Origin of the sequence: Marinobacter nauticus, assembly GCF_003634635.1 — a bacterium.
Taxonomy (GTDB): Bacteria; Pseudomonadota; Gammaproteobacteria; order Pseudomonadales; family Oleiphilaceae; genus Marinobacter; species Marinobacter nauticus.
The window spans coordinates 92,360-118,414 of the sequence record NZ_RBJB01000005.1; the positions used below are offsets into that span (position 1 = coordinate 92,360).

Annotated in this window: 23 protein-coding genes; 13 read left to right on the forward strand and 10 right to left on the reverse strand. The window is 55.8% G+C overall.

All coding sequences use genetic code 11. From position 1 onward, the window contains the following. Window positions 1-263 precede the first annotated feature (263 nt). The 8 genes from rnr (at window position 264) to alr (ending at window position 8,373) form a co-directional block, all read left to right on the forward strand. A complete protein-coding gene (gene rnr / locus C7436_RS15410; protein ID WP_121208379.1) occupies window positions 264-2,711 on the forward strand; it encodes a ribonuclease R in 2,448 nt (815 codons plus the stop codon). A 25-nt stretch (window positions 2,712-2,736) separates the two neighbouring features. After that, entirely contained in the window at window positions 2,737-3,474 is a 738-nt protein-coding gene (gene rlmB, locus C7436_RS15415; RefSeq protein ID WP_121208380.1) for a 23S rRNA (guanosine(2251)-2'-O)-methyltransferase RlmB, read from the forward strand. 245 nt (window positions 3,475-3,719) lie between these two features. Next, the gene (rpsF, locus tag C7436_RS15420) at window positions 3,720-4,133 is read left to right on the forward strand and encodes a 30S ribosomal protein S6 (RefSeq protein ID WP_011785849.1); all 414 of its coding nucleotides are present in this window, start codon (window positions 3,720-3,722) and stop codon (window positions 4,131-4,133) included. A gap of 24 nt (window positions 4,134-4,157) precedes the next feature. Next, window positions 4,158-4,388, forward strand: coding sequence for a 30S ribosomal protein S18 (gene rpsR, locus C7436_RS15425; protein ID WP_011785848.1), 231 nt, complete (start codon window positions 4,158-4,160; stop codon window positions 4,386-4,388). 25 nt (window positions 4,389-4,413) lie between these two features. Then, a complete protein-coding gene (locus tag C7436_RS15430) occupies window positions 4,414-5,277 on the forward strand; it encodes a hypothetical protein (RefSeq protein WP_014420682.1) in 864 nt (287 codons plus the stop codon). Between the two features lie 20 nt (window positions 5,278-5,297). Next, entirely contained in the window at window positions 5,298-5,744 is a 447-nt protein-coding gene (gene rplI / locus C7436_RS15435) for a 50S ribosomal protein L9 (protein ID WP_121208381.1), read from the forward strand. A gap of 149 nt (window positions 5,745-5,893) precedes the next feature. Beyond that, entirely contained in the window at window positions 5,894-7,300 is a 1,407-nt protein-coding gene (dnaB, locus tag C7436_RS15440) for a replicative DNA helicase (RefSeq protein ID WP_014420683.1), read from the forward strand. Next, window positions 7,300-8,373: an alanine racemase gene (gene alr / locus C7436_RS15445; protein ID WP_023008880.1), complete on the forward strand. Its 1,074-nt coding sequence runs from the start codon at window positions 7,300-7,302 to the stop codon at window positions 8,371-8,373. Before dnaB ends, alr begins: the two co-directional genes overlap by 1 nt. Here the strand turns inward: alr and C7436_RS15450 are convergent. Then, window positions 8,342-8,704, reverse strand: a complete 363-nt coding sequence (locus C7436_RS15450) for a hypothetical protein (RefSeq protein WP_011785843.1) — start codon at window positions 8,702-8,704, stop codon at window positions 8,342-8,344. The genes alr and C7436_RS15450 overlap by 32 nt on opposite strands. A gap of 169 nt (window positions 8,705-8,873) precedes the next feature. On the opposite strand from C7436_RS15450, the gene C7436_RS15455 reads away from it, so the two are divergent. Beyond that, on the forward strand, window positions 8,874-9,746 hold the full coding sequence (locus C7436_RS15455) for an SDR family oxidoreductase (protein ID WP_121208382.1): 873 nt from the start codon (window positions 8,874-8,876) through the stop codon (window positions 9,744-9,746). Window positions 9,747-9,776: 30 nt separating this feature from the next. Here the strand turns inward: C7436_RS15455 and fnr are convergent, their stop codons facing one another. Then, window positions 9,777-10,523: a fumarate/nitrate reduction transcriptional regulator Fnr gene (gene fnr, locus C7436_RS15460; RefSeq protein ID WP_011785841.1), complete on the reverse strand. Its 747-nt coding sequence runs from the start codon at window positions 10,521-10,523 to the stop codon at window positions 9,777-9,779. A gap of 258 nt (window positions 10,524-10,781) precedes the next feature. Further along, window positions 10,782-11,705, reverse strand: coding sequence for a ribosome biogenesis GTPase YlqF (gene ylqF / locus C7436_RS15465; protein WP_121208383.1), 924 nt, complete (start codon window positions 11,703-11,705; stop codon window positions 10,782-10,784). Between the two features lie 236 nt (window positions 11,706-11,941). Here ylqF and C7436_RS15470 point away from each other — a divergent pair, with 236 nt between their 5' ends. After that, window positions 11,942-12,391, forward strand: coding sequence for a Spy/CpxP family protein refolding chaperone (locus tag C7436_RS15470; RefSeq protein ID WP_014420689.1), 450 nt, complete (start codon window positions 11,942-11,944; stop codon window positions 12,389-12,391). Between the two features lie 62 nt (window positions 12,392-12,453). Here the strand turns inward: C7436_RS15470 and C7436_RS15475 are convergent, their stop codons facing one another. From C7436_RS15475 to C7436_RS15495, 5 genes are all read right to left on the reverse strand, one after another. Continuing rightward, the gene (locus C7436_RS15475; RefSeq protein ID WP_121208384.1) at window positions 12,454-14,931 is read right to left on the reverse strand and encodes an efflux RND transporter permease subunit; all 2,478 of its coding nucleotides are present in this window, start codon (window positions 14,929-14,931) and stop codon (window positions 12,454-12,456) included. A gap of 48 nt (window positions 14,932-14,979) precedes the next feature. Further along, the gene (locus tag C7436_RS15480; RefSeq protein WP_121208385.1) at window positions 14,980-16,200 is read right to left on the reverse strand and encodes a methyl-accepting chemotaxis protein; all 1,221 of its coding nucleotides are present in this window, start codon (window positions 16,198-16,200) and stop codon (window positions 14,980-14,982) included. Window positions 16,201-16,209: 9 nt separating this feature from the next. Further along, window positions 16,210-17,256 carry a lipoyl synthase gene (gene lipA, locus C7436_RS15485; RefSeq protein ID WP_011785836.1) on the reverse strand — a complete coding sequence of 349 codons (1,047 nt, stop codon included), beginning with the start codon at window positions 17,254-17,256 and terminating at the stop codon, window positions 16,210-16,212. 130 nt (window positions 17,257-17,386) lie between these two features. Further along, window positions 17,387-18,664 carry an O-acetylhomoserine aminocarboxypropyltransferase/cysteine synthase family protein gene (locus C7436_RS15490; protein ID WP_023008874.1) on the reverse strand — a complete coding sequence of 426 codons (1,278 nt, stop codon included), beginning with the start codon at window positions 18,662-18,664 and terminating at the stop codon, window positions 17,387-17,389. Window positions 18,665-18,781: 117 nt separating this feature from the next. Further along, window positions 18,782-19,978 (reverse strand): serine hydrolase domain-containing protein, encoded by a 1,197-nt coding sequence (locus C7436_RS15495; RefSeq protein ID WP_158595269.1) that lies wholly within the window; start codon window positions 19,976-19,978, stop codon window positions 18,782-18,784. 117 nt (window positions 19,979-20,095) lie between these two features. On the opposite strand from C7436_RS15495, the gene C7436_RS15500 reads away from it, so the two are divergent. From C7436_RS15500 to C7436_RS15510, 3 genes are all read left to right on the forward strand, one after another. Beyond that, window positions 20,096-20,797 carry a type 2 periplasmic-binding domain-containing protein gene (locus C7436_RS15500; RefSeq protein WP_121208487.1) on the forward strand — a complete coding sequence of 234 codons (702 nt, stop codon included), beginning with the start codon at window positions 20,096-20,098 and terminating at the stop codon, window positions 20,795-20,797. Between the two features lie 255 nt (window positions 20,798-21,052). Then, on the forward strand, window positions 21,053-21,694 hold the full coding sequence (locus C7436_RS15505) for a type 2 periplasmic-binding domain-containing protein (RefSeq protein ID WP_228198160.1): 642 nt from the start codon (window positions 21,053-21,055) through the stop codon (window positions 21,692-21,694). Window positions 21,695-21,901: 207 nt separating this feature from the next. After that, window positions 21,902-23,542 (forward strand): methyl-accepting chemotaxis protein, encoded by a 1,641-nt coding sequence (locus C7436_RS15510; RefSeq protein WP_121208387.1) that lies wholly within the window; start codon window positions 21,902-21,904, stop codon window positions 23,540-23,542. Between the two features lie 138 nt (window positions 23,543-23,680). Here C7436_RS15510 and C7436_RS18955 read toward each other — a convergent pair whose 3' ends face one another. Together C7436_RS18955 and C7436_RS15520 are read right to left on the reverse strand one after the other, a co-directional pair. Next, window positions 23,681-23,983: an excalibur calcium-binding domain-containing protein gene (locus C7436_RS18955; RefSeq protein WP_228198161.1), complete on the reverse strand. Its 303-nt coding sequence runs from the start codon at window positions 23,981-23,983 to the stop codon at window positions 23,681-23,683. A gap of 522 nt (window positions 23,984-24,505) precedes the next feature. Then, window positions 24,506-25,957: a hypothetical protein gene (locus tag C7436_RS15520; RefSeq protein WP_121208388.1), complete on the reverse strand. Its 1,452-nt coding sequence runs from the start codon at window positions 25,955-25,957 to the stop codon at window positions 24,506-24,508. Window positions 25,958-26,055: the final 98 nt, after the last annotated feature.

A 26,055-nucleotide genomic window follows, 5' to 3' on the forward strand; every position in this document is an offset into this window, starting at 1 on the left:
GCAGATTCGCGTATAGTTTATTGAAAACCTAGCGTTTCTGCCAGTGGTGAGGAGTTGCCCCTCAACCGATGGCGCGTACTTTAATGATTCGTTTAGGTGCTGTCAAACATTTTTTTAAAAAAGTTTCGGCGGCAGAGTCTGACGATTTCAGGGTATTTGTGCCTATATTGGCGCCCTTGTTAGGCAGCATTCCCATCCCAACGTTATACTGCATCAAACACGAATGATGCCGCACGGTTTGCGGTGAGACAGAAAGGATCCGAATGGTTTCCAGGAAGAACAAACAAAGTGACCCTCATGCCCAGCGTGAGGCCCAGAAATATGACAACCCCATCCAGAGCCGGGAGTACATTCTCCAGCATCTGAAAGAGCGGGGCGCGCCGGCCACGCACGAGACCCTGTGTCAGGAACTCGGGCAGACGTCCGCGGAAGGGATTGAAGCGTTGCGCCGTCGTCTGATTGCGATGTGCCGTGATGGACAGTTGATCTGTAACCGCCGTGATGCGTTTCTGCCGATAGAAGAAGCGGATCTGGTCACCGGGCGTGTGGTTGGACATCGTGATGGTTTCGGGTTTCTGATCCCCGATGATGGTGGCTCCGATCTGTTTCTGACCGCCCGGCAGATGCGCCAGGTGTTCCACGGTGACCGGGTGGCCGCCCGGGTGGATCAGGTGGATGATCGTGGGCGCCGGGAAGGCAAGATTGTGGAAGTGCTGGAGCATCGTACTTCCCAGATTGTCGGTCGGTTCTTTAAAGAAAGCGGCATCGCTTTTGTGGTGCCGGAGAACGCCCGGATCAATCACGAGATACTGGTTCCGGATGAGCAGGCGGGTAAGGCGGTTCACGGCCAGTATGTGGTGGTGGAGATTATTCGTCAGCCGACGATTCGAACCCAGCCTACCGGCCAGGTCATTGAGATTCTGGGCGAGCACATGGCGCCGGGAATGGAAATAGATGTTGCCATTCGTTCCTACGAAATCCCCCATAGCTGGCCGCCCGCCGTAGGTGAGCAAGCAGCCTCGATTCCGGCGGAAGTGGCAGAGAAAGACAAGGCAAACCGGGTGGATATCCGCAACATGCGCCTGGTGACCATCGACGACGAGAGCGCTCGTGACTTCGATGATGCCATTTACTGCGAGCCTCGTCCCCGTGGTGGCTACCGGTTGGTGGTGGCCATCGCTGATGTATCCCATTACGTCCGCCCGGGGTCGCCACTGGATGAAGAGGCCATTCAGCGCGGTAACTCGGTGTATTTTCCGGACCACGTGGTGCCCATGTTGCCGGAGAAACTCTCTAATGGCCTGTGTTCCCTGAACCCGGATGTCGACCGCCTGTGCATGGTGGCCGACATGACCATCAGTGCCGCCGGTAACATCAGCGGCTACACTTTCTATCAGGCCGTAATGCGCAGCCATGCCCGGCTGACCTACAACAAGGTCAGTGCCATGCTGGAGCATCCGGATACAGAACAGGGCTACAAACTCAGCGCCCACTATGCGGATCTGCTGCCGCATCTGCACAACCTGTATGACCTCTACAAGTTGTTGCGAAAGGCTCGCACCGAGCGTGGGGCCATTGATTTCGAGACCACGGAAACCAAGATTGTTTTCGATGCGCAGCGCAAGATTGAGGAAATTGTTCCGGTGCACCGGAACGATGCCCACAAGATTGTGGAAGAGTGCATGCTGTGCGCGAACGTGGCGACGGCCCGCTTCCTCAAGAAGCACAAGATTCCGGCGCTTTACCGGGTGCACGACGGGCCTTCGGAAGAGCGTCTGAGCAATCTCCGCCTGTTCCTGGGTGAGCTGGGATTGCAGCTGGGCGGCGGCGATAAGCCATCATCGGCAGATTACCAGGCCTTGCTGGGTCAGGTGGCCGACCGCCCGGATGCCAATGTCATCCAGATGGTGATGCTGCGCTCTCTGAGCCAGGCGGTGTACAGTCCTGAAGAAGCCGGGCATTTTGGTCTTGGCTTTGCCAGTTATACCCACTTCACCTCGCCAATTCGACGTTACCCGGACCTGATTGTGCATCGGGCCATCAAGTCCCGGATCCATAATCCCGAGGCGACCAAAGATCTGGTGTCTCCGAAAGTGCACGATCCCGAATTGGCAGAGTATCCCTACGATTACGCCCGCATGGAGCAGCTGGGTGAGCATTGCTCCATGACCGAACGCCGGGCCGACGATGCTACACGGGATGTCATGGCCTGGCTCAAGTGCGAGTTCCTGCGCGATCACGTGGGCGAGGAGTACAATGGCATTATCGGCGCGGTGGTGCCGTTTGGCTTCTTTGTTGAGTTGTCCGATATCTACATCGAAGGTCTGGTACACGTGTCCACGCTCAGTGGTGACTACTTCCATCACGATGCCGTCAAGCATCGTCTGATTGGTGAGCGCACGGCCGTCAGCTTCCGTCTGGGTGACGAAGTGCGAGTCCGCGTGGTGCGTGTCGATCTGGAAGACCGCAAAATCGATCTTGAGCTGGTAAGTACCCCCAGGCGCCGGAAGGCAGACCGCGATGCGCTGGAAGTGTCCAAGCGCGAGCCGCGGGGCAAAGGCAAGGGTGATCGCTCCGGTAAAGGGCGAAAAACCGGTAAGCCGGCCAGCGCCAAGGAAAAGCTGGCCGCAGAGGCTGCCCGGGAGGCCCGGTCCAAATCTGCCAAAGGTAAACCGTCAGGCTCGGGCCGTAAGCGCAAGAGTCGCAAATAACACGTTACGCAGGAATTGATTGTCAGTGTCTCAGGAATATGTATTCGGCTGGCATGCCGTAGATGCCGTGCTGAAAAGAGAGCCGGAGCGGTTGCAAAGGGTCTGGATTCAGACCGGTCGTCAGGACAAGCGGGTGAAGTCGGTTACCGATGCCCTTGACGGTCTGGGGGTGCCCTGGAAAGTGGTGCACCGGAAAGAGTTGGATGAGCGGGTGTCCGGTGTCCACCAGGGTGTTGTTGCTGCCGTTGCGAAAAGCCGGGAGTGGACCGAGGATGATCTTCTTGCCCAGTTGGCCGCCAGCGACAAGCCGCCATTCCTTCTGGTGCTGGATGGCGTGACGGATCCCCATAATCTGGGTGCGTGCATGCGTACCGCCGATGCGGCGGGAGTGCAGGCCGTGATTGTGCCCAAGGATAAATCTGCCTCGTTGACACCGGTTGCCCGAAAGGTCGCCTGTGGGGCGGCAGAAACGGTACCGTTTGTCCGGGTGACCAATCTCGCCCGTTTCCTTAGGGAGTTGAAGGACCAGGGCGTGTGGTTGATTGGTACGGCAGGTGAGGCGGATGCCACCTTGTATCAGGCTGATTTCAAGGGGCCGGTTGCTCTGGTTATGGGTGCCGAAGGTAAAGGCATGCGCCGTCTGACCCGTGAACATTGTGACCAGTTGATCAACATTCCGATGCTCGGCCACGTCGACAGTCTGAATGTGTCGGTGGCGACCGGTGTCTGTCTGTACGAGGCACTGCGCCAGCGCCTCGGTTAAACCTTGCACAAACAGGCCTGCGGGCCTAGAATACGTCACCCCTTTTTCAAGGGGTGGTTTTTTATTGCCTGTTACATGGCAATAATGAGCTTCGCTTTTGATCAAGCCTTTCTTGTAAAGCCTTATTGATAAAGCAAAAAAGAAACCGGCAGCACTTGCTGTCACCTCCTTGCTTTCATGCTCCGGCCACAACCACTGGTATGGCCACCGGGAGAAGGAAGCTGTTTAAACCGTAGGGAGAACTCATGCGTCACTACGAAATCGTTTTCATGGTACATCCGGATCAGAGCGAGCAGGTGCCCGCGATGATCGAGCGTTATACCAGCGTCATCACTGAAGATGGCGGCAAGGTACATCGCCTGGAAGATTGGGGCCGTCGTCACCTGGCTTACCCGATCAACAAGATCCACAAGGCTCACTACGTGCTGATGAACATCGAATGTTCACAGGCCGCGATGGACGAGCTGACTCACAACTTCCGGTTCAACGACGCCATCATCCGTGACCTGATTCTGCGTCGCGACGAGGCCGTTACCGACCTGTCTCCGATGAAAGCCGCTGAGTCCCGCGAGGACCGTCGTTCCGGCGGAGACGATCGTCCACGTCGTTCAGCTGACTCTGAAGAGCGTCAGAGCGCATCCCAGGACGAAGAAGAGTAATTAACCGGAGTTAGGAGTTACGTTATGGCTCGTTTTTTCAGACGTCGTAAGTTCTGCCGCTTCACGGCAGAAGGTGTTAAAGAGATCGATTACAAGGATCTGGACACCCTGAAAGGCTACATCACTGAAACCGGCAAAATCGTGCCCAGCCGCATCACCGGCACCAAAGCACGTTATCAGCGTCAGCTGGCTACCGCTATCAAGCGTGCCCGCTACCTGGCACTGCTGCCGTATACGGACGGTCACGACCACTAAGTTTTAACGGACAGGACCCGGGACCATGCGTGCACTGGCACAGTATGTAATGCGCGGTCCCCTGCAGGCTGGCGGGGTTGCAGCGGTTACCACCGCAGTACCCTTACTGTTCTGGATTGGCGCAGCGGTAACTGGCCTGGTCGTTCTTCGACTGGGCATTCGCCAGGGGCTCAATATTGGCCTCTGGGCTTTGATTCCGGCGATCGGGTGGGCCGTTTACGGCCAGGATCCCACGGCGCTGGCGGTGCTGCTGCAGGTGATGCTGATGGCATCCATTATCCGGACGACGCTGTCCTGGGAAAGAGCGCTGTTGTCCGGTGCCTTTCTGGCGATACTGACCGGGCTGATGTTGCCTGTGATGTATCCGGCGCTGCTGAACGATCTGGTTCAGGCTGGTGTCGAGGTTTACGAGCAGTACAACACTGAAATGGCCCGTGCGCTGGGTGGTGAACTGGAACAGGTTATCCGGGACACCATGAACGCCAGCATGGCCGGTACCTACTTTGCCACCGCCATCGGTATGACGATGCTGGCAAGGTCGTGGCAGGCGGGGTTGTATAACCCCGGTGGATTCCGCAAGGAATTCCATGGCCTCAGGTTATCGCCGGCGGTAGCCGTAGTGTGCGCCATCACCATGGTGGTCGGCCCGATTCTTGGGCTGAATGCCATCCTGCTGGCCTGGGCTGCGGGCACCCCGCTGGTTCTGGCCGGGTTGGCTCTGGTGCACGGTGTGTTTGCTCGAAAGCAGTGGAGCGGAAACTGGCTGGCAATGTTTTACGTTGCTCTGGTTCTGCTGGGTCCCAATCTGTTGATGCTGTTAGTGGTTCTGGCTTTTGTGGATAGCTGGCTGGATATCCGGGGGCGTATACCCGCCGGTCCGGCTGAATAAAGCACGAAGAGGTTAACGAGATGGAAGTTATTCTGCTCGAGAAAGTCGCAAACCTTGGCTCCCTGGGTGACAAGGTAAAGGTTAAGGCCGGTTACGGTCGTAATTTCCTGCTGCCGTACGGCAAGGCCGTTCCTGCTACGGAAGCAAACGTAAAGGCGTTTGAAGAGCGTCGCGCTGAGCTGGAAAAAGCTGCTGCTGAAAAGCTGGCTGCTGCCAAGGCCCGTGCCGAAGCTCTGGAAGGCGCTTCCTTCACCATCACCTCCAAGGCTGGTGAAGAAGGTAAGCTGTTCGGTTCTATCGGTGTTCGTGACATTGCCGACGCAGTGTCTACCGGTGGTACTGAAGTCGAGAAGAGCGAAGTTCGTCTGCCGGAAGGCCCGATCCGGGTGACTGGCGAGTACGACATCGAGCTGCAGCTGCACACAGACGTTGAAGTGACCATCAAGCTGGCGGTTGTTGCCGAGTAATCGGTAGCCCAGTGACAGGTCGATTCAACCAGCACTGAAGCCACAGGTTTCCGTGCTGAAAAACGGGCCCGAGCCGGAGACGGTTTCGGGCCCGTTGCTTTCTGGTATTCTTGTAACCTCGTTTGTTCATTTCCCTGATGTCGGTGTCTATGGCCAATCCCACTCTGAAACCTGCTTCTATTGATCCGGAAACCAGTCGCATCAAGGTCCCGCCGCATTCGGTCGAGGCTGAACAGGCGGTGCTCGGCGGCCTGATGCTGGACAACCGTCGGTTTGACGAGATCGCCGAAATTATTTCAGCGGCTGATTTTTACCGGCAGGACCATCGCCTGATTTTCGGCGCCGTGGAGCGCCTCGCCAGCGAGAGCGAGCCGCTGGATGTGGTTACCCTGGCCGAGTTTCTCGAACGGGCCGGCGATATCGAGGATGCCGGTGGTCTGTCTTATCTGGCGGAACTGGCCGAGAAAACACCCGGTGCCGCCAATATCAGGGCCTACGCTGACATTGTTCGCGAACGCTCCATTCTGCGGCAGCTGGTGGAGGTGTCCGGCAAGATCTCCGATTCAGCCTTCAACCCGCAGGGGCGAAAAAGTAACGATATCCTGGACGAAGCAGAACGCAGTGTGTTCCAGATCGCCGAGGCACGTACTAAAGAAGGTTCCGGTCCCAAGGCCATCAACCCCATCCTGGCTACCACACTCAGCCGGATTGAAGAGCTGTTTGAATCCGGCGAGCAGACGACCGGTTTGACTACTGGTTTCCGGGACCTGGACGACCAGACCTCCGGTATGCAGCCAGCCGACTTGATCATTGTGGCGGGGCGGCCCTCTATGGGTAAGACCACTTTTGCCATGAACATTGTTGAGAACGCCCTGATCAGCACCGGCACCCCGATACTGGTGTTCAGTATGGAGATGCCCGCAGATGCGCTGGCCATGCGTATGCTGTCGTCGCTTGGTCGCATTGATCAGACCAAAGTGCGGGGCGGCAAGCTGGAAGAGGATGACTGGCCCCGGCTTACCTCTGCCGTCAGTCTGTTGAAGGATAAGCCGCTTTATATCGATGACACTCCTGGGCTGAGCCCGACAGAAATGCGCTCCAGGGCCCGTCGGGTGGCCCGCGAGAACGGCGGCAAGATTGGCCTGATCATGGTCGACTACCTGCAGTTGATGCGGGTGCCGGGTAACACCGAAGGCCGGACTGCGGAGATTTCCGAAATCTCACGCTCACTCAAGGGTATTGCCAAAGAACTGGGCTGCCCGGTTGTGGCGCTGTCCCAGTTGAACCGGAGTCTGGAGCAGCGACCCAACAAACGCCCGGTCAACTCGGACCTGCGGGAATCCGGTGCGATCGAGCAGGATGCCGACGTGATCATGTTCGTATACCGGGACGAGGTCTACAACGAGGATACGCCGGATAAGGGCATTGCCGAGATCATTATTGGTAAGCAGAGGAATGGCCCGATCGGTACCATCCGTCTCGCGTTCATTGGTAAATACACCAAATTCGAAGACCTGGCGCACGGCGATTACAGCGATTACGGTGGGGATTATTAATGCCACGCCCCACCGTTGCCCGCATAGATCTTGACGCCCTGAAACACAATTTTCGACGGGCCCGGGAACTGGCTGGAACCGCCTACGCCATGGCGGTGGTCAAAGCCGATGGCTATGGCCATGGCATTGGCTCGGTTGCTGATGCTCTGGCTCCGGAGACCAGCCGGTTTGCGGTGGCCTGTATCGAGGAAGCCATAGCGATTCGCGGTGCCGGCCATCGGCACAGCGTGGTGCTGCTGCAGGGCACCCATCAAAAGGATGACCTGGCCGAATGTGAGCAGTCGGGTTTTGAGCCCGTGCTCCACTGTCAGCAACAGTTATCGTGGCTCGGTGCGGGGCGTTCTCCCAGATTCTGGATCAAGGTCAATACTGGTATGAACCGTCTGGGCTTCCGGCCCGAAGAGCTGCCGGAGGTGATGGCCGGGCTTGAGGAAACGGGTCTGAAGCATCTTGCGATTGGTTTTGTCACTCATTTTGCTTGTGCCGATGATCCGGACAGCGAGATGACCGGGCTCCAGACCCGGATTTTTGAGCGGGCGGTAGCTCCCTGGCCGGATTTGATGCGTAGCGTGGGTAATTCCGCGGCTCACTTTCGCCCGAATCAGCCGCTGTACGAGTGGAGCCGCCCGGGGATCATGCTCTACGGGGCGTCGCCCATGGAGGGTAAAACCGGTGCGGAGCTGGGGCTTTGCCCCGCGATGACCTTGCAGGCGCCTCTGATTACCACACGCGTGGTCCGTGCCGGGGAGTCGATAGGGTATGGCGCTTCCTGGACGGCCAGTCAGGATACCCGAATGGGCATGGTGGCCATTGGTTATGCCGATGGCTACCCGCGTCACGCGGGTACCGGAACGCCAGCCGCTGTGCGCGGCCAGCGAATCCGTTTGTTGGGGCGGGTCTCCATGGACATGCTGGCGGTAGACCTGAGTGCTGTCCCTGAAGCCCGCGAGGGCGACCTGGTGGAACTCTGGGGCAAAACCGTGAGTGTCGACGAGGTGGCCGGTTACGCCGGTACCATTGGCTATGAGTTGCTCACCGGCGTTACGTCGCGGGTGCCTCGGGTTCATGAATGATTTCTTCGATGAAATCGAGAATCGCCGCCAGGCTTCGGTCGTCCAGTTTCTTGAGGACTTTGTGAATCACCATTTTGCTGCCCTTGAGCATGCTACTGATGCCCATTTTGGCCATTCCCATCATCATGCTGCCGGCATTCAGGCGGCGTAGTGGCTCAAGGAAAAAGAAATCCAGCCCGGATTCGGTCAGTTCAACGATGAGTTCATACAGCTGGTCGATGGCCTGCTTGTCGGCTTTGCCGCGGTCTTTGAGCTCACTGACGGTATAAAGAGCCCGGGTTCTTAGTTCATCGGGGATAGGGGCCACTATATGGCTCTGTTGTTTCAGCATTGGGATTCCCGTTGTTGTATGCTTGTCGATCCGGGAGCGTTCACCGGCTCCCCGTAAGGCTGACGTTTCAGGCTGCATGATACTGCAGTAAAGTAGTGTTCCGAGCCATTGGCCCGAGTGTTTCCTGACATCCGTCACATCAGTGATATTCCGGAGGCGTTGTTTCCCCGTGCATGTACTTGTTGTTCACGACTATGGCCCGCTTGGCAAGGTGCTGTTGGAGCGCCTGCGGGAAACGCATCTGCGGATCAGTCCCTTGCTGGTCAGTGATCCTGCCAATGTCGACCTGCATGCCCTGGATAACTGGATTCCTGAAGACACCGCGCTGATTATCAATGCGTTGTGGCTCGCGGATCCGGAAAAGGCGGAGAAAAACCGGGAGGCGACTCACGAAGCGGCGTTTTCATTGCCGTTGGCGCTGGCCGAGCATGCCCGTGAGCGCAACATGGCTTTACTGCAGCTTTCTTCATGTTATGTGTTTGATGGCCGTAAACAGGGTGCCTACATTGCGTCGAATCCAGGGCAGCCTGTTAACGAGCTGGGTCGCTGGCAATGGGAATGTGAGCAGGCCCTGAGAACGCAGCTCCCGCGGCACATTATTCTGCGTACCGGCTGGAGCCTGGCCCGGTTTATCGGCAAGGTTCAGCGAAGTACGGCGCAAGGTGGCCTGTCTTTGCCCGGCCGCTGTCAGGGGCAGCCTGTGGCGGTGAAGGATCTGGCGAGGGTGATCGTGGCAGTGGCGCTCCAGATCGATTGTGGTGCTGAAGTCTGGGGTACCTACCAGTATGCCGGGGCAGAAGAGATCAGTCTGTATGAACTGGGGTTGGCGATAGCCGGCATGCCTGGCATTCCTGAAGGAATCAAGGTGGTGGACGAGGTGCCCGACTGGGGTCACATCGAACCGGTAAACACCACTATGGTCTGTACCAAGATCCGCAATACCTTCGGCATAAAACAGATGCCGTGGCGCACCTGGTTGTCTGAAGAGGTGGCGATGTTGAAGGAATCGAACAGCGCTGAGCGGGTTCCGGCAAATTTCTGAACCCGCTCAGGGTGTGTGACTGGTTGGTGCTTACTGGCCCTGACGGGCGAAATCCCGCGTTACCATTTGCAGCGCTTCCACATCCAGCAGTTCCACTTCCCGCCCGCGAGCGCGGATGATGCCCTGATTCTGGAAGCGGGTGAAAACCCGGCTCACGGTTTCAACTGCCAGGCCCAGGAAGTTGGCAATGTCGTTCCTGGCCATGGGCAGGCTGAAATTGGTAGCCGACATACGACGACGGCGGAAGCGGCTGGACAGAGAGAGCAAAAGCGCCGCAATGCGCTCTTCGGCGGTATTCTTGCTGAGCAGCATCGCCAGCTGATGGCTGTTCTGAATTTCCTGGCTCATCAGGTGATACATGTGGTGCTGCAGTTCCGGCAGCTTGCCGGTGAGTTCCTCAAGCCTGTCGACCGGGAATTCACATACGCTGGTACGTTCCAGCGCTTTGGCCGTGCAGGCATAGTTCTCGCTGCTCATGCTGTCCAGCCCCACCAGTTCACCAGGCATGAAGAAACCGGTTACCTGTTCTTCACCGCCTTCGGTAATAATGGATGTTTTGATGGAGCCGCTCTTGACCGCAAAGCAGGAGCGAACCGGGGTACTCTGATCGAAAATATGCTCGCCGCGGTTATAGATTTTCCCCTGCTGGACAATGTCCTCAAGGCGATCAAGATCGTTCTCTTCAATGGCCAGAGGTAGACACAGGTTGCTCAGGCTGCACTGGTGACAGGAGGCCTTGAGAGGGGATACTTGGTGAAGTCGAATTGCCTGGGCCATAGTTGACGAACCATCCGGGTTGATCCATTCAAAACCGCACCGAAGCGTGTGCGGTGCGTCCTCAGCCCCAACAGGTAAGGCTTTTGCCTGCGTTCGGGGCGGACACCCTGGGCGATCCGGATACCTGGGCATGCGGCGGATTCCCATGGGTGCCAATGCTGAAACATCTGGTTTCAGTCACCTTGATTTAAATCAAGTATAGCAAAAAAGGCTAGTCTTATGCCCAAACTTTAGTCTTTGCTCGTTCGCCTTTTCCGTCTAGCCTCTTCGCTTCTTGCGCTGCTCATCTTTCCTGGCTTTTTCTTCTGCCTCGGCCTGTTCCCGGGCCCGGGTTTCAATGAGCTCCTGTTCCACCATCTCCGGTGTTTCCAGCGAGATCCGGCCCAGTGTTCCGGCCCGGAATTCATTCAGCAGCACTTCGGAAACCTTGTGCAGATCCGGTACGCCGCCGCGGCCCAGGAAGCGGCGTTTTACGGCGATGGCGTCCATCAGTGCCAGCCCGTCCGCCGGTGTCTCGTCCAGTCCGTAGCGGTTGACGACGAGTTCCGGGTAGTTAGCAATCAGATAATCCGCCTCGAACAGCGCAACATCCTCGAAATCCAGCACGGCACTGCGGATTGCGCCGGTTACTGCCAGGCGATAGCCGCATTGCACCGGCGACAGCTTGGGCCAGAGGAAGCCAGGGGTATCGTAGAGCAGAACGTTATCCGGCAGTTTGATGGCCTGTTGTGCCCGGGTAACCGCCGGCTCGTTGCCAGTCTTGGCGGCGGGCCGGCCAGCCAGGGTATTGATCAGTGTGGATTTGCCGACGTTCGGGATGCCCAGGATCATCACCCTCAAGGCGCTTTTCTGTCGATCATGCCCGGGCGTCATCTCTTCCGCCAGCTTGAGGATGCCCAGGGCTTCCTGGCGTTGATTGTGTGTGAGCGTGACCGCACGTACACCCCGTTCCCGCTCCAGCCAGGCCAGCCACTGCTCGGTGATGACCGGGTCGGCCAGGTCGCGCTTGTTGAGCACCTTGATCAGCGGGGTATCGCCACGCAGCGAAGGCACCAGCGGATTCTCACTGCTGAAGGGAATCCGGGCGTCCACCACCTCGATGATGAGGTCCATCTGGGGCATGACTTTCTTGATCTCCTTTCGGGCCTTGTGCATATGCCCGGGAAACCAGTTAATGGCCATGGTGTTTACTCCGCTGATTGATTGAGGGCGCCATTATGCAGGGGAATGACTAAATTTTCACATTCATCAAATCCCGCCAGTGCAGCGCCCTCAGAGCGAATCAAACTGAGAACCTGTACAAATTGAAGGGATATCGGGGTGAAATGAAGTAGGTGAATGCTTTAGGGTGTCACTTCAAACGATTAAAGCCAATCCGTGGTGGTACCCGACAGGCCGCCTCAATGATGGAGAACAGTATGAAGCTCGCAAAATTCATCGGTTCCGCACTTGTCGCCCTGACTATCTCAGCGCCGGCGATCGCACAGCAGTCGCCGGGTGGTCAGCCGGATCAGGTGGCCCAGCTCGCGCAGATGGTGGGGCTGTCTGAAGAACAGCAAACCGAGATTCGCGGCATCATCGACGACATGCAGGGCGAAATCGGCGAACTGCGCCAGGATGCCCGCTCGCTGCAGGAAGACCTGCAAGAGCAGATCAAGCCGGATTACGACGAGTCTGCCATTCGTGACAATGCCGCCAAACTCGGTGATGTGACCGGTGAAATTGCAGCGCTTTCTGCCCTGATGCAGGCGAAGGTGGATGCGGTGTTCACCCAGGAGCAGCGTGATGAGCTGGATCGCCGCATGAAACAGATGCAGCAGCAGATGCAACAGCAGCGTCAGATGATGCAACCTCAGGGCCAGCAGTAATTCGCTGAGTCGGTGTATTTGAGAGAAACCCCGCCGGAGCCTGGCCCCGGCGGGGTTTTTTGTTATCGGGCGTTAAACGGGCGAACCAGAATGATCAGCCTGGGCAGCAAGGTGAGTGCACCCAGCAAGGCCATGAACATGGCAAAACCGGTGAACAGGCCAAAGTAAATGGTGGGAATGAAGTTCGACAGCACCAGTATGGAGAAACCGGCAATGATAGTTAGCGAGGTGTAGAACATGGCCTGGCCAATGCTGCGATGACAACGGTGCATGGTGGCCAGGTAGTCGCCGTCTTTGGCGAACTCGGTTTTGAAGCGATGGATGTAGTGGATGGTGTCATCTACCGCAATCCCGACGGTGATGGCCGCCACGGTAATGGTCATCATATCCAGAGGAATGCCCAGCCAGCCCATCAGCCCCAGTACTGAGCCTGCGGCAATCAGGTTGGGAGCCATACCCACCAGCGCCAGCTTCACGGAACGGAACAGGATCAGAAACATGACCAGGATAGCGCCAAACACCACGCCGATGGTTTTGATCTGGGAATCGAACAGGCTCTGGAGCATGTTGTTGTACATCACTGTCATGCCTGAGAGCAGTATGCGATCCCGGTCGTAACCGAGTTCGGTGCTCAGGTGGTGGCGAATGTCATCCAGCAGCTCCTGTCGACGCAGGTCCGGCATGGTTTCCAGTATGCGGATGCTGAATCGCGCCTTGTCCTGCTCCTCAGAAATGTAAGGGGTCAGCAGAATGTCCTGAAGGTCGTCCGGCACGGCGGCGGGCACGAAGGCCAGCTCCAGGGCGTCCAGGGGCTCACCGCCGTTCACCTGGGCCAGCAGCTCGAGCGTGGTCTGTATGGACAGGACTTTGCCGGTCTCCGGCAGGCTGTGCAGGTAATCATGCACTTCGCCCAGCTGGCGCATTTTCTGATAGGTGTACCAGGTATCCCGGTATTCCTCGTCACCGCAGTCTTCCACAAACGGGTCGCAGTCACTGGCGAAGGGGTCTGTGTTGGCATTCGCCGGGGCGGGCTGGTCGGTGATGACCACATCCAGCGGCGTGGTGCCCCCCAGGCGGTCGTCTATGGTAACCATGCCCTGATGGATTTCGGTGGAGGACTTGAAGTAGTCGATAAAGCTGTTCTCCACCGTCAGCCGGTTCAGGCCAATCACGCAGAGCACGGCAATGACCCCGGAACTGACCAGAACCGTCCCGCTGAAGCGCTCGGTGAAGCGGGCGAAGGCATCGGTGAAGGGCACCTTGTCTGAGCTCACGCGCTGGTCGATCGGGGGTGGCAGCAGGCTCAACAGGGCCGGGAAGATCAAGAAGGTAATGAGAAAAGCCACGGTCAGCCCCAGGGTCATCATCCAGCCAAAATCGATGACTGGCCGGATGCCGCTGAAGGTGAGAGAGCCGAAGGCAACAATGGTGGTGATCGCCATATAGAAGCACGGTCGGATCATGGTCATCAGGGTGTTGCGCAGGGTGGTATTCGGTGCAGCTTCGGGCTCGTCATGCTGGAATTCCCGGTAGCGCACGATCAGGTGGATGGTGAGCGACAGGGTCATGATCAGTAACAGCGAAATGAAGTTGGACGAAATCACCGTCACCGGCCATTGGGCCCAGCCCAGAAATCCGACCATCAGCCAGACCGTGAAACCGCAGCACAACAGCGGCACCACGACCCAACGCCATTGCCGGAAAATAATCGCCAGGGTGAGCAGCAGGAAAGCCAATACCCCGAAGCCAAAGGTGGAGAGATCGTTTTCGATAAACCGTATCATGTCGGCGACAATCATGGGCACGCCGCCCAGGTGGATGCTGGCGTGGTCGCGGTATTGCTCCAGTATGGCGCGAACCTGATTGATGGTGGCATCACGCTCTTCACCCAGTTGCTCGGTGTAGCGGATAAATTCGTCGCTTGTCTCCTCAAGTTGCGTCCGCTCGGCCTCGCTGGCCTCGCCCCGATTCACCTTTTCCCGGAGTTCGTTGCGCTGGTTGAGTAAGTCAAAATAGCGGTCCGGGGTTGGCAGGTTGACCTGGATGGCCGTGGTCTTGCCGTCCTCGCTGATGAGCAGGTTGGGGTACATAGGGTTGTCCAGCAACGCCTGTCGGCCGGTCGCCGGAGCCACATCGTGTTCATCCAGCGTTTTGATCTCGCTGTCGACGGTGTCCAGAGTAAGGTCCGGGCTGTGCAGCAGCGGCACATTCAGAATGCTGTTGGTGGAACCGACGGCTTTAAGGGCTTGTAGCTCGTCGCGAAGAGCCCTTAACCGCGCCAAGCCTTCGGTGGTAAACAGGGGCTCGTTGGGGGTGTAGGTGACCACCAGGAAATCGTCAGAGGTGGTGAAGGTCTGGTTTACCTGTCGGTACTGCTCCAGCGAACGATCGTTTTCCAGCACCAGGGATTCTGCCGAGGCATCCAGCCGGAACTGATCAAAACGCAGCGCGGTCACTGCCAGCAGCAGGGCAAACAGGGCCAGGACAATCCAGGGGTGGGGCAGGATAAAACGGTCGTAGAAGGCGCCAAGGCGATTCATGGGTTACAACTCTGCAGTCAAAAACGAGTGCAGAGTGTGCCACAAACCTCAGCGAACTGTGACCTTTGCCGAGGCTTCTTCCAGTGAACGGATCAGTTGCTCCAGACGTTGCGTCATATCTGCGCTTTCCGAGAGCTGGACAACCATGTTCCGAGTGGTTTCCCGGATGTCCTGAACATTGGTCAGAACCTGATCGGTATCGGCGGTCTGTTCGGCAGACATATCCGCGATTTCCTGATTGGTCCGGTCGATACGACCGACCACCTCGTTAATGGCTTCCAGGGCCTGGCGCCCCTTTTCGGATTCTTCCACGCATCGCTCGGCGTCGTCTGAGCTCCCCGTCATCTGTTCGACAGCGGTATTCATGGAGGCCAACAGGCGATCCAGGGTGGTCTGGATCTGGTCAGTGGAGTCCTGAACCCGGCGCGCCAGGTTACGGACTTCTTCGGCAACCACCGCAAAGCCCCGGCCCTGTTCGCCCGCGCGGGCGGCTTCTATGGCGGCATTGAGGGCCAGCAGGTTGGTTTGCTCGGCAATGCCCTTGATTTCGGTAATGGTCTGGCCAATCTCATGGCTGTTTTCGGCCAGTGACTGTACGCTGCCAGCAGACTGGCGAACCACACTCGCCAGCCTGCGAATGCTGTCGGCGCTCTGGCTGACCCGTTGGCTGCCATTTACCGCAGTTTCCCGGGCTTCTGTTGACAGGGTTTTGGCAATGCCTGCCTGTTCGGCAATGCCGACAAAGCTTTGCAGCATGGCCTCAACGGATTCGGCTGAGCGGTTGGCGCCTTCCTGTTGCCGCGTGAGGCTGTCCCTGCGTGCGGCGGCCCGCTGGGTGAGAGATTCGACCTCCTGGTGCAGGTGCTCGGTGGCCGTTTTCATGCTGCGAACGACATCAGATGTACGATCCTGCATCGCATTGAAGGCAGCGGCCATTTCGCCAATTTCATCCCGGGAGTCGACGTCGGCCCGACGGCTCAGGTCGCCGCTGGTCTGCACCGCAACCATGGTGTCCTTGAGCCGGTTAACATGGCGTTCGATAAAGGAAATCAGCAGCTGGGAGCCGGCCATCTCCAGTGCCATAAGCACTGCCACGATCAGGGCAAAGCCCGGCGCGGTCTCTGCAAATACCTGGCTGAAGTTGGATTCGGTCTGGCCCGCGATCACCTGCATGGCATAAAGCACCAGCAGACACAGCACCGCAAACACGAGAATATTCAGCAACCAGAATTTGTACTTCAGCCGGATATTTCGCAACAGGGTCAGCATTGGCGGCTCTCAGTCAACGGCCTTGACCGGAATCTGCATCGCCTTGTCGGGCACGGGAACCTCCGGCACGCTCAGGCCCAGATTGTTCTTGTCGAATACCCGGTCGGCCCGGTAGCTGGAGCGAACCATGGGACCGGACGGCACTTCCATGAAACCTTTTTCCAGACCAATGTCGCGGTAACGGTTGAATTCTTCCGGGGTGACGTAGCGCTCCACCGGCAGGTGGTTCGGCGTGGGGCGCAGGTACTGGCCCAGGGTGAGAATATCCACACCAATGGCGCGCAGATCGTCCATGGTTTCAAGGATTTCCTCTTCGGTTTCACCCAGACCCAGCATCAGGCTGGTTTTGGTGAGCACATCTGGCCGATGTTTCTTGGCGTGGGCCAGTACGCTCAGGGTTTTTTCGTAACCGGCACGGGGGTCTCGCACACGACTGGTCAGGCGCTTGACGGTTTCCACGTTCTGGGCGAAAACGTCCAGTCCGGAATCCACCACTTTTTCCACGTCGCTCATTACTGCATCAAAGTCCGGGGTCAGGGCTTCTACCGCCACCTCCGGGGTACGCTGTTTGATGGCCGAGACACAGGCCGCGTAGTGCGCGGCGCCGCCGTCGGGCAAGTCGTCACGGTCTACCGACGTCAGCACGATGTAGCGCAGGCCCATCAGTTCCACAGACTTGGCGGTGTTTTCAGGCTCTTCCGGGTCAAGCCAGCCTTTCGGGTTGCCGGTGTCGACTGCGCAGAATTTGCAGGCCCGGGTGCACACAGAGCCCATCACCATGATGGTGGCGGTGCCGTTGGTCCAGCATTCGCCAATGTTGGGGCAATGTGATTCCTGGCAGACGGTGCTCAGGCGGTGCTCGGTCACGTTCCGGCGCACGGCATCGTAGCGCTCGCCGCCCGGCATGCGCGCCCTCAGCCATTTCGGCTTGCGCTCCAGAGATTTGCCTTCCGTGTTTGATGATGAACGCTTGACGCCGTCCTTGATGGCGGAGAAGCCGTGTTCGTTACGGAATTTGGAACCACTGGTAATGCGGGGCTTTGCGCTTTCGCTCATTGGCCAGGAACTCTCGGATAAGGGTGTGGTGAACCTTTAAGAGTAATCGGCAGGCAGGGCAGTTACAAGGCAGGTAGGGGCAATCACGGGGTTACCGGGCACGACTTTGGTCGTACCCGGTTGAGGGATATCAAGCCTGGGATTTTTCCAGGGCCTGAGTGATATCGGCGATGATATCGTCGGCATCTTCAATGCCGATCGACAGCCGTACAAGGTCTTCGCTGACCCCCGCACTTTTCAGCTCGTCAGCATTGAGCTGGCGGTGGGTAGTGGTGGCCGGATGGCAAGCCAGAGACTTGGCATCACCAATGTTCACCAGTCGCAGGATCAGATCCAGGGCATCGATGAATTTGGCGCCGGCTTCGCGGCCACCTTTAATGCCGAAACTGAGAATGCCGGAGGCCTTGCCGTCACAGATCTTGTCGCAGGTAGCCTTGTAAGGGCTGTTCGCGAGGCCGGCGTAGTTGACCCATTCCACGGCGGGATGATCCTGTAGGAACTGGGCAACCTTCTGGGCGTTGTCGCAGTGGCGTTCCATGCGCAGGGCCAGCGTTTCCAGCCCCTGCATGATCAGGAACGAATTGAACGGCGACAGGGCGGAGCCGGTGTTGCGAAGCGGTACCACCCGACAGCGGCCGATAAAAGCGGCTTCGCCCAGGGCTTCGGTGTAAACCACGCCGTGGTAGGAGGGGTCGGGCTGGTTCATCATCGGGAACTTGTCGGCGCTGGCTTTCCAGTCGAACTTGCCGGAGTCCACCACAATCCCCGCCACCGTGGTGCCGTGGCCGCCGATGTACTTGGTCAGGGAGTGAATCACGATATCTGCGCCATGCTCGAACGGGCGGCACAGAAACGGCGTGGCGACAGTGTTATCGACAATCAGCGGAATGCCGTGCTTGTGGGCAATCTCGGCCCACTTCTGGATATCCACCACATTACCGGCCGGGTTGCCGATAGATTCACAGAACAGCGCCCGGGTCTGGTCGTCGATGGCGTTCTCTACCGCTGCAAAATCATCGTGGGGCACCATCTTGCATTCGATGCCCTGGTTCGGCAGCGAGTGGGCGAACAGGTTGTAGGTGCCGCCGTACAGCTGGCTGGTGCTGACAATGTTGTTGCCCACCTTGCAGATGGTTTGCAGGGCATAGGTAATGGCCGCCATGCCGGACGCTACTGCCAGTGCGCCAATACCACCTTCCAGCGCTGCCATACGCTCTTCCAGAACCGCGTTGGTGGGGTTCATGATGCGGGTATAGATGTTGCCCTGTACCTTCAGGTCAAACAGATCGGCACCATGCTGGGTGTCGTCGAAGGTGTAAGACGTGGTCTGGTAAATGGGCGTGGTGGCGGCCTTGGTGGTCGGGTCGCTCTTGAAGCCGGCGTGCAACGCGAGAGTAGCTGGTTTCATCACAACATTCCTTGCTGGTGGATTGTTCGTTATTGGTTTAAGGAGCCGAGTATGCCACAGGCATTCGGGCTTCGGCACAGTTCCAGCGGTTATACCGATATAAGGTGGAACGCGGAGTCAGTCCAGGACACCGTATACCAGAGCTCTGAGCTGCTGTCGGATGGGGTAGGACGAAGACGGCATCAGCTGGGTCATGAAAATCACCACCAGATCTTCCACCGGGTCGATAAAGAAGCTGGTGCTAGCCAGGCCGCCCCAGCCGAATTCTCCCGGCGAACCAATCGTGGCGGATTTGGCGATATCGGTTTTGACCGAGAACCCTAATCCGAAGCCGCTGCCGGCATAAGGTGTTTCAGTGAAGCCGCCAATAGACAGGGCAGGGAGATCCTGGCCGCCCGGTAGGTGGTTCAGGCGCATAAACTCCAGGGTTTTGCGGCCGATGATGCGCTGGCCCTGATATTCGCCACCCTGGCACAGGGCCTGGGCGAAGCGGAAATAATCATCTATGGTGGACACCAGCCCGCCGCCACCCGACAGGAACTTTGGTTCCTTCAGATAGCGTGACCGCTCCGGATCATCCTGGAGTTTCATGGTATTACCGGATTGGTACAGATAGCAGGCGGCAAAGCGTTCCTGCTGGTCTGGTCGCACATGAAATCCGGTATCGGTCATGCCCAGGGGGGCAAAGATGTGCTCCTGAAAGTAGCTGTCCAGAGATTGGCCGGAGAGCAGCTCAACCAGGTAGCCCACGACATCGGTGGACACAGAATAGTTCCACGCAGTGCCGGGAGAGAACTCCAGAGGTAACTCGGCCAGCCGGTCGACCAGCTTGTCCAGAGTCAGAATGGTACTGCCATCCAGTTTCAGCTTGCGGTAGGCGGCATCTACCTCGGTTCGCTCGGTGAAGCCATAGGTCAGCCCGGAGGTGTGGGCCATCAGATCCCGGATGGTCATGAACGAGGCCGCGGGTTCGGTCTCGAAATCCGGATAACGGCCTCCCTTGTAGACGCGTAGATTGCGCCAGCCTGGAATGTATTTGTGGACCGGGTCGTTGAGCAGGAACTTGCCCTGCTCGTACAGCTGCATCATGGCAATGCTGGTGACGGGTTTGGTCATGGAGTACACGCGGAACAGGGTGTCCCGGTTCATCGGTAAGTTTCTCTCAACATCCCGCAGGCCCTGGGCGTGACACCACAGAATCTCGCCATGCCGGGCTACCAGGGTAACCATTCCAGGAAGCTTCCCCGGCTGAAGGTAATGAGTGTCAAAGAAAGAAGCGATTGGTTCGAATTTTCCGGTATTCCGTTTTGGCATAGTCACTGTGCACAGGTATTGAAGAGGTTGGTTCCATCAGCGTGTTGCCAGCAGACTGGGCATTTCTGTACTACCCTGAAACCACCGTTCGAGTTGCACGGGCAGGGAGCAGCTGACATGGGCAGGATACCGCACTGGCTTGCGCCGGTTTTAATCTACTTTCTCACTATACCTTCATTATCGGGTGCCGTAACTGACAAGACCGTCTATCCCGTCGGTGTTTTTGAGGGGATCCCGCGGGAAATTGGCGTTGAGAACGGCTCGCTGGTTGGCCGCTTTGCCGACATTTACCGCTGCGTCTTTGATCGGGTGGAAGGGAACTTCCAGTTTATTGAGATGCCGCTGGCGAGAATTCTTTTTCAGTTGGAGAAGGGAGAATTGGCGATTGGGTTGCCTCTTGTGCAGACGGCAGACCGCGACCAATATGCCGATTTTGGTGGCAGGCTGTTCCAGACCGAATACGTGTATCTGTTTTTGGAGCAATATCCGCCTTTGCGCCAGGTGTCCGGCCTGCGTTATGCCTTTGTGCGTCGGTTCATAGGCAACCAGTTCCTTCAGGGAGACAACGCCAGTGCGGTCATGGTGGCTGAATGGAAGCAGGCCGTTGATATGGTGAAGCTTGGCCGTGCCGATGTCGTGGTTTTACCGGCGGTTCTTATCGACCATTTGATGGCGGGGTATGAAAAGCCATTCTACGTGCGAACCGCGGCGTGGGTAGATCTTTCGTTGTATGTGTCACACCGCTTCGGTGCGAGGCGATTGGCACCGGAGTTCCGTAGAGCTATTCGTGATTGCGAATCCTATGATGACCGCGAGTAATGGCTGACCCGGATTCTATCCTTTTTTGTGGAGCAATCGTTCAAAAAGAGGTACTGTATTTGGTAGCGGCATAAACTGTTACCGGTGGCCTATCCCTTGATACCAGACTCTCTGTACCGTTTTTTCTTTTATGTCCTGCTGTTGATCCCTGGTGCAGTGAAATCAGATACGTTTCCATTGGCTCCCCTCATCGTCATGGCGCCCGACATACCCGGGATGTCGGAGCCAGGAGAAAGTGGCCGAGATGTAGAATTGGTGAATGCTGTGCTGGAGGCCTGCGGCTGGGAAGCCGAATTTGTCTACCAGCCCTTCGGTCGCCACATCCGCACTTTTCGCGACCTGACTGCCGCCGATGCCGTTATGACGGTCCCGCTATCTTTGGACATACCGGGGTTCTCCACGTCTGCTTATATCTGGTACCACAACGGCGCCTTCTATAACGCGTCGGTGGCTGGTCCCATAACGACAATTGATGATCTGGCAGGGTTAAGGGCGGTTACGTTTCAGAATGGCATCGACATACTCAGACTATCTGATCGCGTGGATGAGTTTGAGCTGTTGCTGGAGGTGACTGACCAGACGATCCACGCCCGGATGCAGTTAATGGGCCGCGTTGATGTCATTCTTGCCGACGGTCTTGTGGTGGCTACTCTGGACAGGCGGATCCGTTCAGACCGTCGTTTTGGGGAGAGTTGGCCAAAAGAGCTGGACGATTTTGTATTCTATCCGGTTTTCAACCCTACTCCTTACAAAGTGGTTTTCCGAAGTGAGGAGCTTGCCAGTCAGTTTGACGAATGCTTTGATCGCCTCAGTGCGAAAGGCCGGATCGTTGAAATCAACAGCAAACACATTGATCAATATCAGGAGCTGCTGCTGCACCGGTATCTGGGGTTCTAGCCAGTTCGCATCACGGTATCGTTGGTAATCTTCCAGTGTGGCGCCAGTATTATGTCGAAAAGTGCAGAGCTTCGCCTATTCGACTTCGGTGAGCTTGGGTATCAAATAAATAAATTACAAACACTTAATCCGAATGTAATGAGCTAGTGTATGATTTCAGTACTGGAAATTCATTGCGAAAGGGAGGTCGGCGCATAGGAAAGAATAATGAACCTCCTTAGTACTTTGTCACTCAAGTTGCGATTGGTTTTCTTGGTATCCATTCCCCTGGCTGCTATCGCAGGCCTTTCCATATACGCTCTCGTGGTGTTTACTGACATTAATCGTGGCGTTTCAAGTATCTACAATGATCGAGTTGTACCGCTCAAGGATCTCAAGCTTATCTCCGATGATTATGCTGTTCTCGTCGTTGATGCAATCAACAAGGCAAATGCAGGACAGATATCACCTCGTGAGGCGCTCCGTCAGATTGAAGAGGCTGAGTCCAGCATCGAAACCAATTGGGAGCGATACACCCAGACGTCCCTTACTCCGCGTGAAAAAGAGCTGGTTAGGGAGGCGGATTCGCTTTTTGACGGAGCGAGCCGGGGGATCCAAGAAGCAAAGGCGGTCCTTCGTAGCGCTCCTTCCAATGCTCAAGGCCAATTGAATCGAATTGACGGTCCCCTCTACGAGCTTATTGACCCTGTGACTCAGAAAATTGGCGAACTCATCGAGCTACAACTCGATGTTGCGGCTCAGGAACGACAATCGGTTGGGGAACTCTACGCTCAGAGTCAGGTGCTCTATCCATCGACCGCTGTCGTTGCGGCTGTGCTTTCAATTGGTGCAAGCATTTTGATCATCTTGTCGGTCACTGGTCCCATCAATGCGATGAGAAACCTGATGCGATCCGTTGCAGAACAATCAGATCTCTCCCAGCGCCTCCACGTTGACGGCAAAGACGAACTTGCCCAACTGGGGCACTCTCTGAACCATATGTTAAATGAGTTCGACCAGGTCATCAGTCGCCTCTCCGCGGTGTCTGACGAGGTGGCGACGGCTTCAGAAGAGCTTTCTTCAATAAACTCAAGTGTTGAGCGAAATATTGAATCCCAGTCTGATCAGACTGACCAGGTCGCAACAGCGATGAATCAGATGAGCGCGGCTTCCAATGACGTGGCCAGAAGCGCAGAAGAAGCCCAATCTGCTGCGCGGTCAGCCAAAGAGCAAGGCGTGGAAGGTCGCGTGCGTGGTGAGAAAGGGCGAGAAGCACTGCATCGGCTTTCTGAGGATATCCGGCGAGTCGCGAAACAGATCAGCTCCCTGGAGAACAGGAGTTTGGAAATACAGAAGGTCACGGAGGTCATCAATGACATTGCTGATCAGACGAATCTTTTGGCACTGAACGCGGCAATTGAAGCAGCAAGAGCTGGAGAGCATGGACGTGGTTTCTCTGTTGTAGCTGATGAAGTCCGCTCCCTTGCTAAACGCACGCAGACATCAACGGCGGAAATTGCCGGTGTGATTAAAGGCCTGACTGAGGAAAGCAAAGCAACCGTTGCGGTAATGCAGTCCGGGCTAGAGCAAGTGGAAGAAAACCGCATGTTGATCGACGATGTGGCCGAAACTCTGAATTCGATCGGGGACGCCATTGATCACATTGTTCAAATGGGCGAACAGATCGCGAGTGCGGCGGAAGAACAGTCAGTTGCTGCGGAGCAAGTGAGTGGAAATCTTACTCATATTGTCGATCTCTCCAGTCAGAACCTCGACGGTGCCAAGCAATCATCAGAAGCCAGTCACGAGTTGGCGCGATTGGCGGCAGAAATGAAAGATAGAGTCTCATCTTTCAAAACAAGCGCATAGGCAATGCGGGCAAGCCTCAGGAAGCCTGGGGCTGCTTCTAAACCGCACTTTTGTGCGGCCATGTCCATTCGCCATCGGATTACCTGGCGTCAGGCGGTGCGGTCGTCACTCTTTGTGAAAAGCGGAGCCCTGTAGTTGTTAGAATCGGGAGTCGTTTTCACATGGGATGCCGTCATTGTCGCCGTCCATCTTTGTATTTGGGCAATACCGATTGAAGTACTCCGCCTCCGCGCGGGATGTCATTTCGCTGCAATATTCCCGACCGTCGCAGGTGAAGCGCATAGCATTGGTTGCCTCACGAGTCATTGCTTCCGGCGTTTGGTACTGGATGAAGTTTTGGGTCTCAGAATTTGACCACTCTACAACGGGAGTTGGTGCGTACTGCTGGTAGATCTTCCATCCAGTAAAGGCGATGGCTACGAGGATGATGAGCTTCTTCAAAGCGATATTCCTATTAAGCGCATAGACAAAGCCGGCCCTGGCCGCTCACATTGATTGGCCATCGTCTTGGCAGGAGCTTTTTTGTATTGATGAGGGGATCTTATCAGCTAGAGGAGGGCGGTTTGTCTACGGTGTAGTCAACTTGTAGTCAACCCACAAAAAAAGGGCTACAGCGTGATCTGTAACCCTTTGAATTCTGGTAGCAAGGGGCGGAGTCGAACCGACGACCCCAGCATTATAAGACCTGTGTGAGGCGTACACTCGTGTGCAAAAATGTTCAGAAACAGCTGCTTACGAATTCCAGTCGGCTACTGGCGGACAGTAAAGTACACTCTAGGGGGCAAGTGGGCAATCGCGTGTATTCGGTGAACTATCTCTAGTTCGTTTTTTTCTATTTTGGTATTGATCAGATCTAATGGGTAGCCGCCTAGGTTGGTTACAGGATATCAACTCCGCTCTTGGAAATACGTTTCCCATCGTCATTTTTATAGACACCAAGCGATACGCGCTCCTCTTAAATTATTAAAAAATCTTCAAGACTGGTAGATCAAAGGTGATGGCGAAAAACCACCCATTCGTTTCTTTGTTCTCTGAAATAGTTATGTTCGTTTGGTATCCTGAGAGCAAAGCTACTGGTGCATTATCAAAGGAATAGGATAAAAAATAACTCGGCGCAAGAATATCATCGAAACTGGCGTTGTAATCGTCGTCTGATAATTCGTTAGTTATGTAAGACCCTATATCGACTGGTGCGTAATTAAAGCCCAATGCCCCTCCCGTATGTACAGCCCAGTTTCGGGGTGTTCGGAATTTTGCTAGCTTCAGCTCAAGACCCACCGGCCCAAAAAACCTGATATCGGTTTCCTCAGCTATCAAACGGTGAGCACTTGGTCCGTAGTATGATGAAATGTACAGATCCCATCCAACCGTCCAGTTTTCGAAAGGTAAGCTCTCAACGGGTTCACTCGGCGCTGTAGAAATCGGAACGTAGTAATTTGCGTACACACCACCAGGAAGTCGTTTGTCATTATAGGCTCCTTGTGCATCAACATAAGTGTCCAATGCACTAACCACAGCTTCCGGGCTTTTCGCCTCGCCTGCATCTGCTAGCGCCGCAAAAAAAAGGCCTATACGCTGAAACTTAGCATATGCAGGGTAGTCCTTCTTTGTTGAAAATTCGGCAATTCGATCGATACCCGAAAGTAAGTGGTGAACTCGTGTCGTATATGAGAGAGATTGATCTTTGAGAGTTTCTAGGAAAAGGAGCTGATCTAGTATGAGAGCAAAATTCACTTCCGACGTTAGATCTTTTGGTTTAGTAATCTGCATGTCGTCAGGGACCTTCAGGTACTCTCTGAAATCTCTAAGGGCTATTGAGGTTGTTCTGAAGTTCGTGTCTGTACCTTTGGGAAGCATTTCAGGATCAGGAGGGGTACTAAGGTACGTTTGTTCCATTTTTACGACGGCTTTCTTTTCTTTTGACGAAACAACTAAGTTAGGGCAGGTCGAATCTGTTGTTTTCAAAAGGAGATTTTCTGGATTTTTCCCGTTGATAAAGCTCGTCAGCTTGGCTCTGAGGTCCTTCCATTTACTATCTTTATCATCATCTATGTTGGCGATTGTCTTGATTTCTTCCGGTACGCATTCACCAAAGAATTTCGAAAACGCTTGTATATCCGTTTGAATAGAATCTTGTACCAAGGGTAGTAATGCTTTGGCGCTCAAAAATTTATATGTCTTGATGCTATTTGAGGTAAGTGGGAAAAAACGCTCCACCTCATTGATATTGGCTGCTTGTTTTAGACCATTGCTTAACACTATGTTCTCAATTCTTGACGCGTTCCATTGAGCGAAGCCTTTGATGATAGTGCTGGAAAACTGGTCAGTAGCTTGCACACTTGAGAAGGCTGGCAAGGCAACAAAAGATAGTGCTACGAGGATGAGAGCGAGTTTGGATGTGAGGCGCGGTTCCATGACAAATCCTTTTGAATATGGTTGGGTTCCCTTCCTGTATTTCTAGTTATACACCGGGTTGGTCAAAAAATAAACAAAGTCTTGGGTTTTATGAGACA

Coding starts and splice junctions, on each gene's coding strand:
- C7436_RS15520 (WP_121208388.1), bottom strand. CDS start 25,957: ATGGAACCGCGCCTCACATCCAAACTCGCTCTCATCCTCGTAGCACTA.
- dnaB (WP_014420683.1), top strand. CDS start 5,894: ATGGCCAATCCCACTCTGAAACCTGCTTCTATTGATCCGGAAACCAGT.
- rpsF (WP_011785849.1), top strand. CDS start 3,720: ATGCGTCACTACGAAATCGTTTTCATGGTACATCCGGATCAGAGCGAG.
- rplI (WP_121208381.1), top strand. CDS start 5,298: ATGGAAGTTATTCTGCTCGAGAAAGTCGCAAACCTTGGCTCCCTGGGT.
- rpsR (WP_011785848.1), top strand. CDS start 4,158: ATGGCTCGTTTTTTCAGACGTCGTAAGTTCTGCCGCTTCACGGCAGAA.
- lipA (WP_011785836.1), bottom strand. CDS start 17,256: ATGAGCGAAAGCGCAAAGCCCCGCATTACCAGTGGTTCCAAATTCCGT.
- fnr (WP_011785841.1), bottom strand. CDS start 10,523: ATGGCCCAGGCAATTCGACTTCACCAAGTATCCCCTCTCAAGGCCTCC.
- C7436_RS15500 (WP_121208487.1), top strand. CDS start 20,096: ATGGGCAGGATACCGCACTGGCTTGCGCCGGTTTTAATCTACTTTCTC.
- C7436_RS15475 (WP_121208384.1), bottom strand. CDS start 14,931: ATGAATCGCCTTGGCGCCTTCTACGACCGTTTTATCCTGCCCCACCCC.
- C7436_RS15470 (WP_014420689.1), top strand. CDS start 11,942: ATGAAGCTCGCAAAATTCATCGGTTCCGCACTTGTCGCCCTGACTATC.
- C7436_RS15450 (WP_011785843.1), bottom strand. CDS start 8,704: ATGCTGAAACAACAGAGCCATATAGTGGCCCCTATCCCCGATGAACTA.
- C7436_RS15430 (WP_014420682.1), top strand. CDS start 4,414: ATGCGTGCACTGGCACAGTATGTAATGCGCGGTCCCCTGCAGGCTGGC.
- alr (WP_023008880.1), top strand. CDS start 7,300: ATGCCACGCCCCACCGTTGCCCGCATAGATCTTGACGCCCTGAAACAC.
- ylqF (WP_121208383.1), bottom strand. CDS start 11,705: ATGGCCATTAACTGGTTTCCCGGGCATATGCACAAGGCCCGAAAGGAG.
- C7436_RS15490 (WP_023008874.1), bottom strand. CDS start 18,664: ATGAAACCAGCTACTCTCGCGTTGCACGCCGGCTTCAAGAGCGACCCG.
- C7436_RS15510 (WP_121208387.1), top strand. CDS start 21,902: ATGAACCTCCTTAGTACTTTGTCACTCAAGTTGCGATTGGTTTTCTTG.
- C7436_RS15495 (WP_158595269.1), bottom strand. CDS start 19,978: ATGCCAAAACGGAATACCGGAAAATTCGAACCAATCGCTTCTTTCTTT.
- C7436_RS15480 (WP_121208385.1), bottom strand. CDS start 16,200: ATGCTGACCCTGTTGCGAAATATCCGGCTGAAGTACAAATTCTGGTTG.
- rnr (WP_121208379.1), top strand. CDS start 264: ATGGTTTCCAGGAAGAACAAACAAAGTGACCCTCATGCCCAGCGTGAG.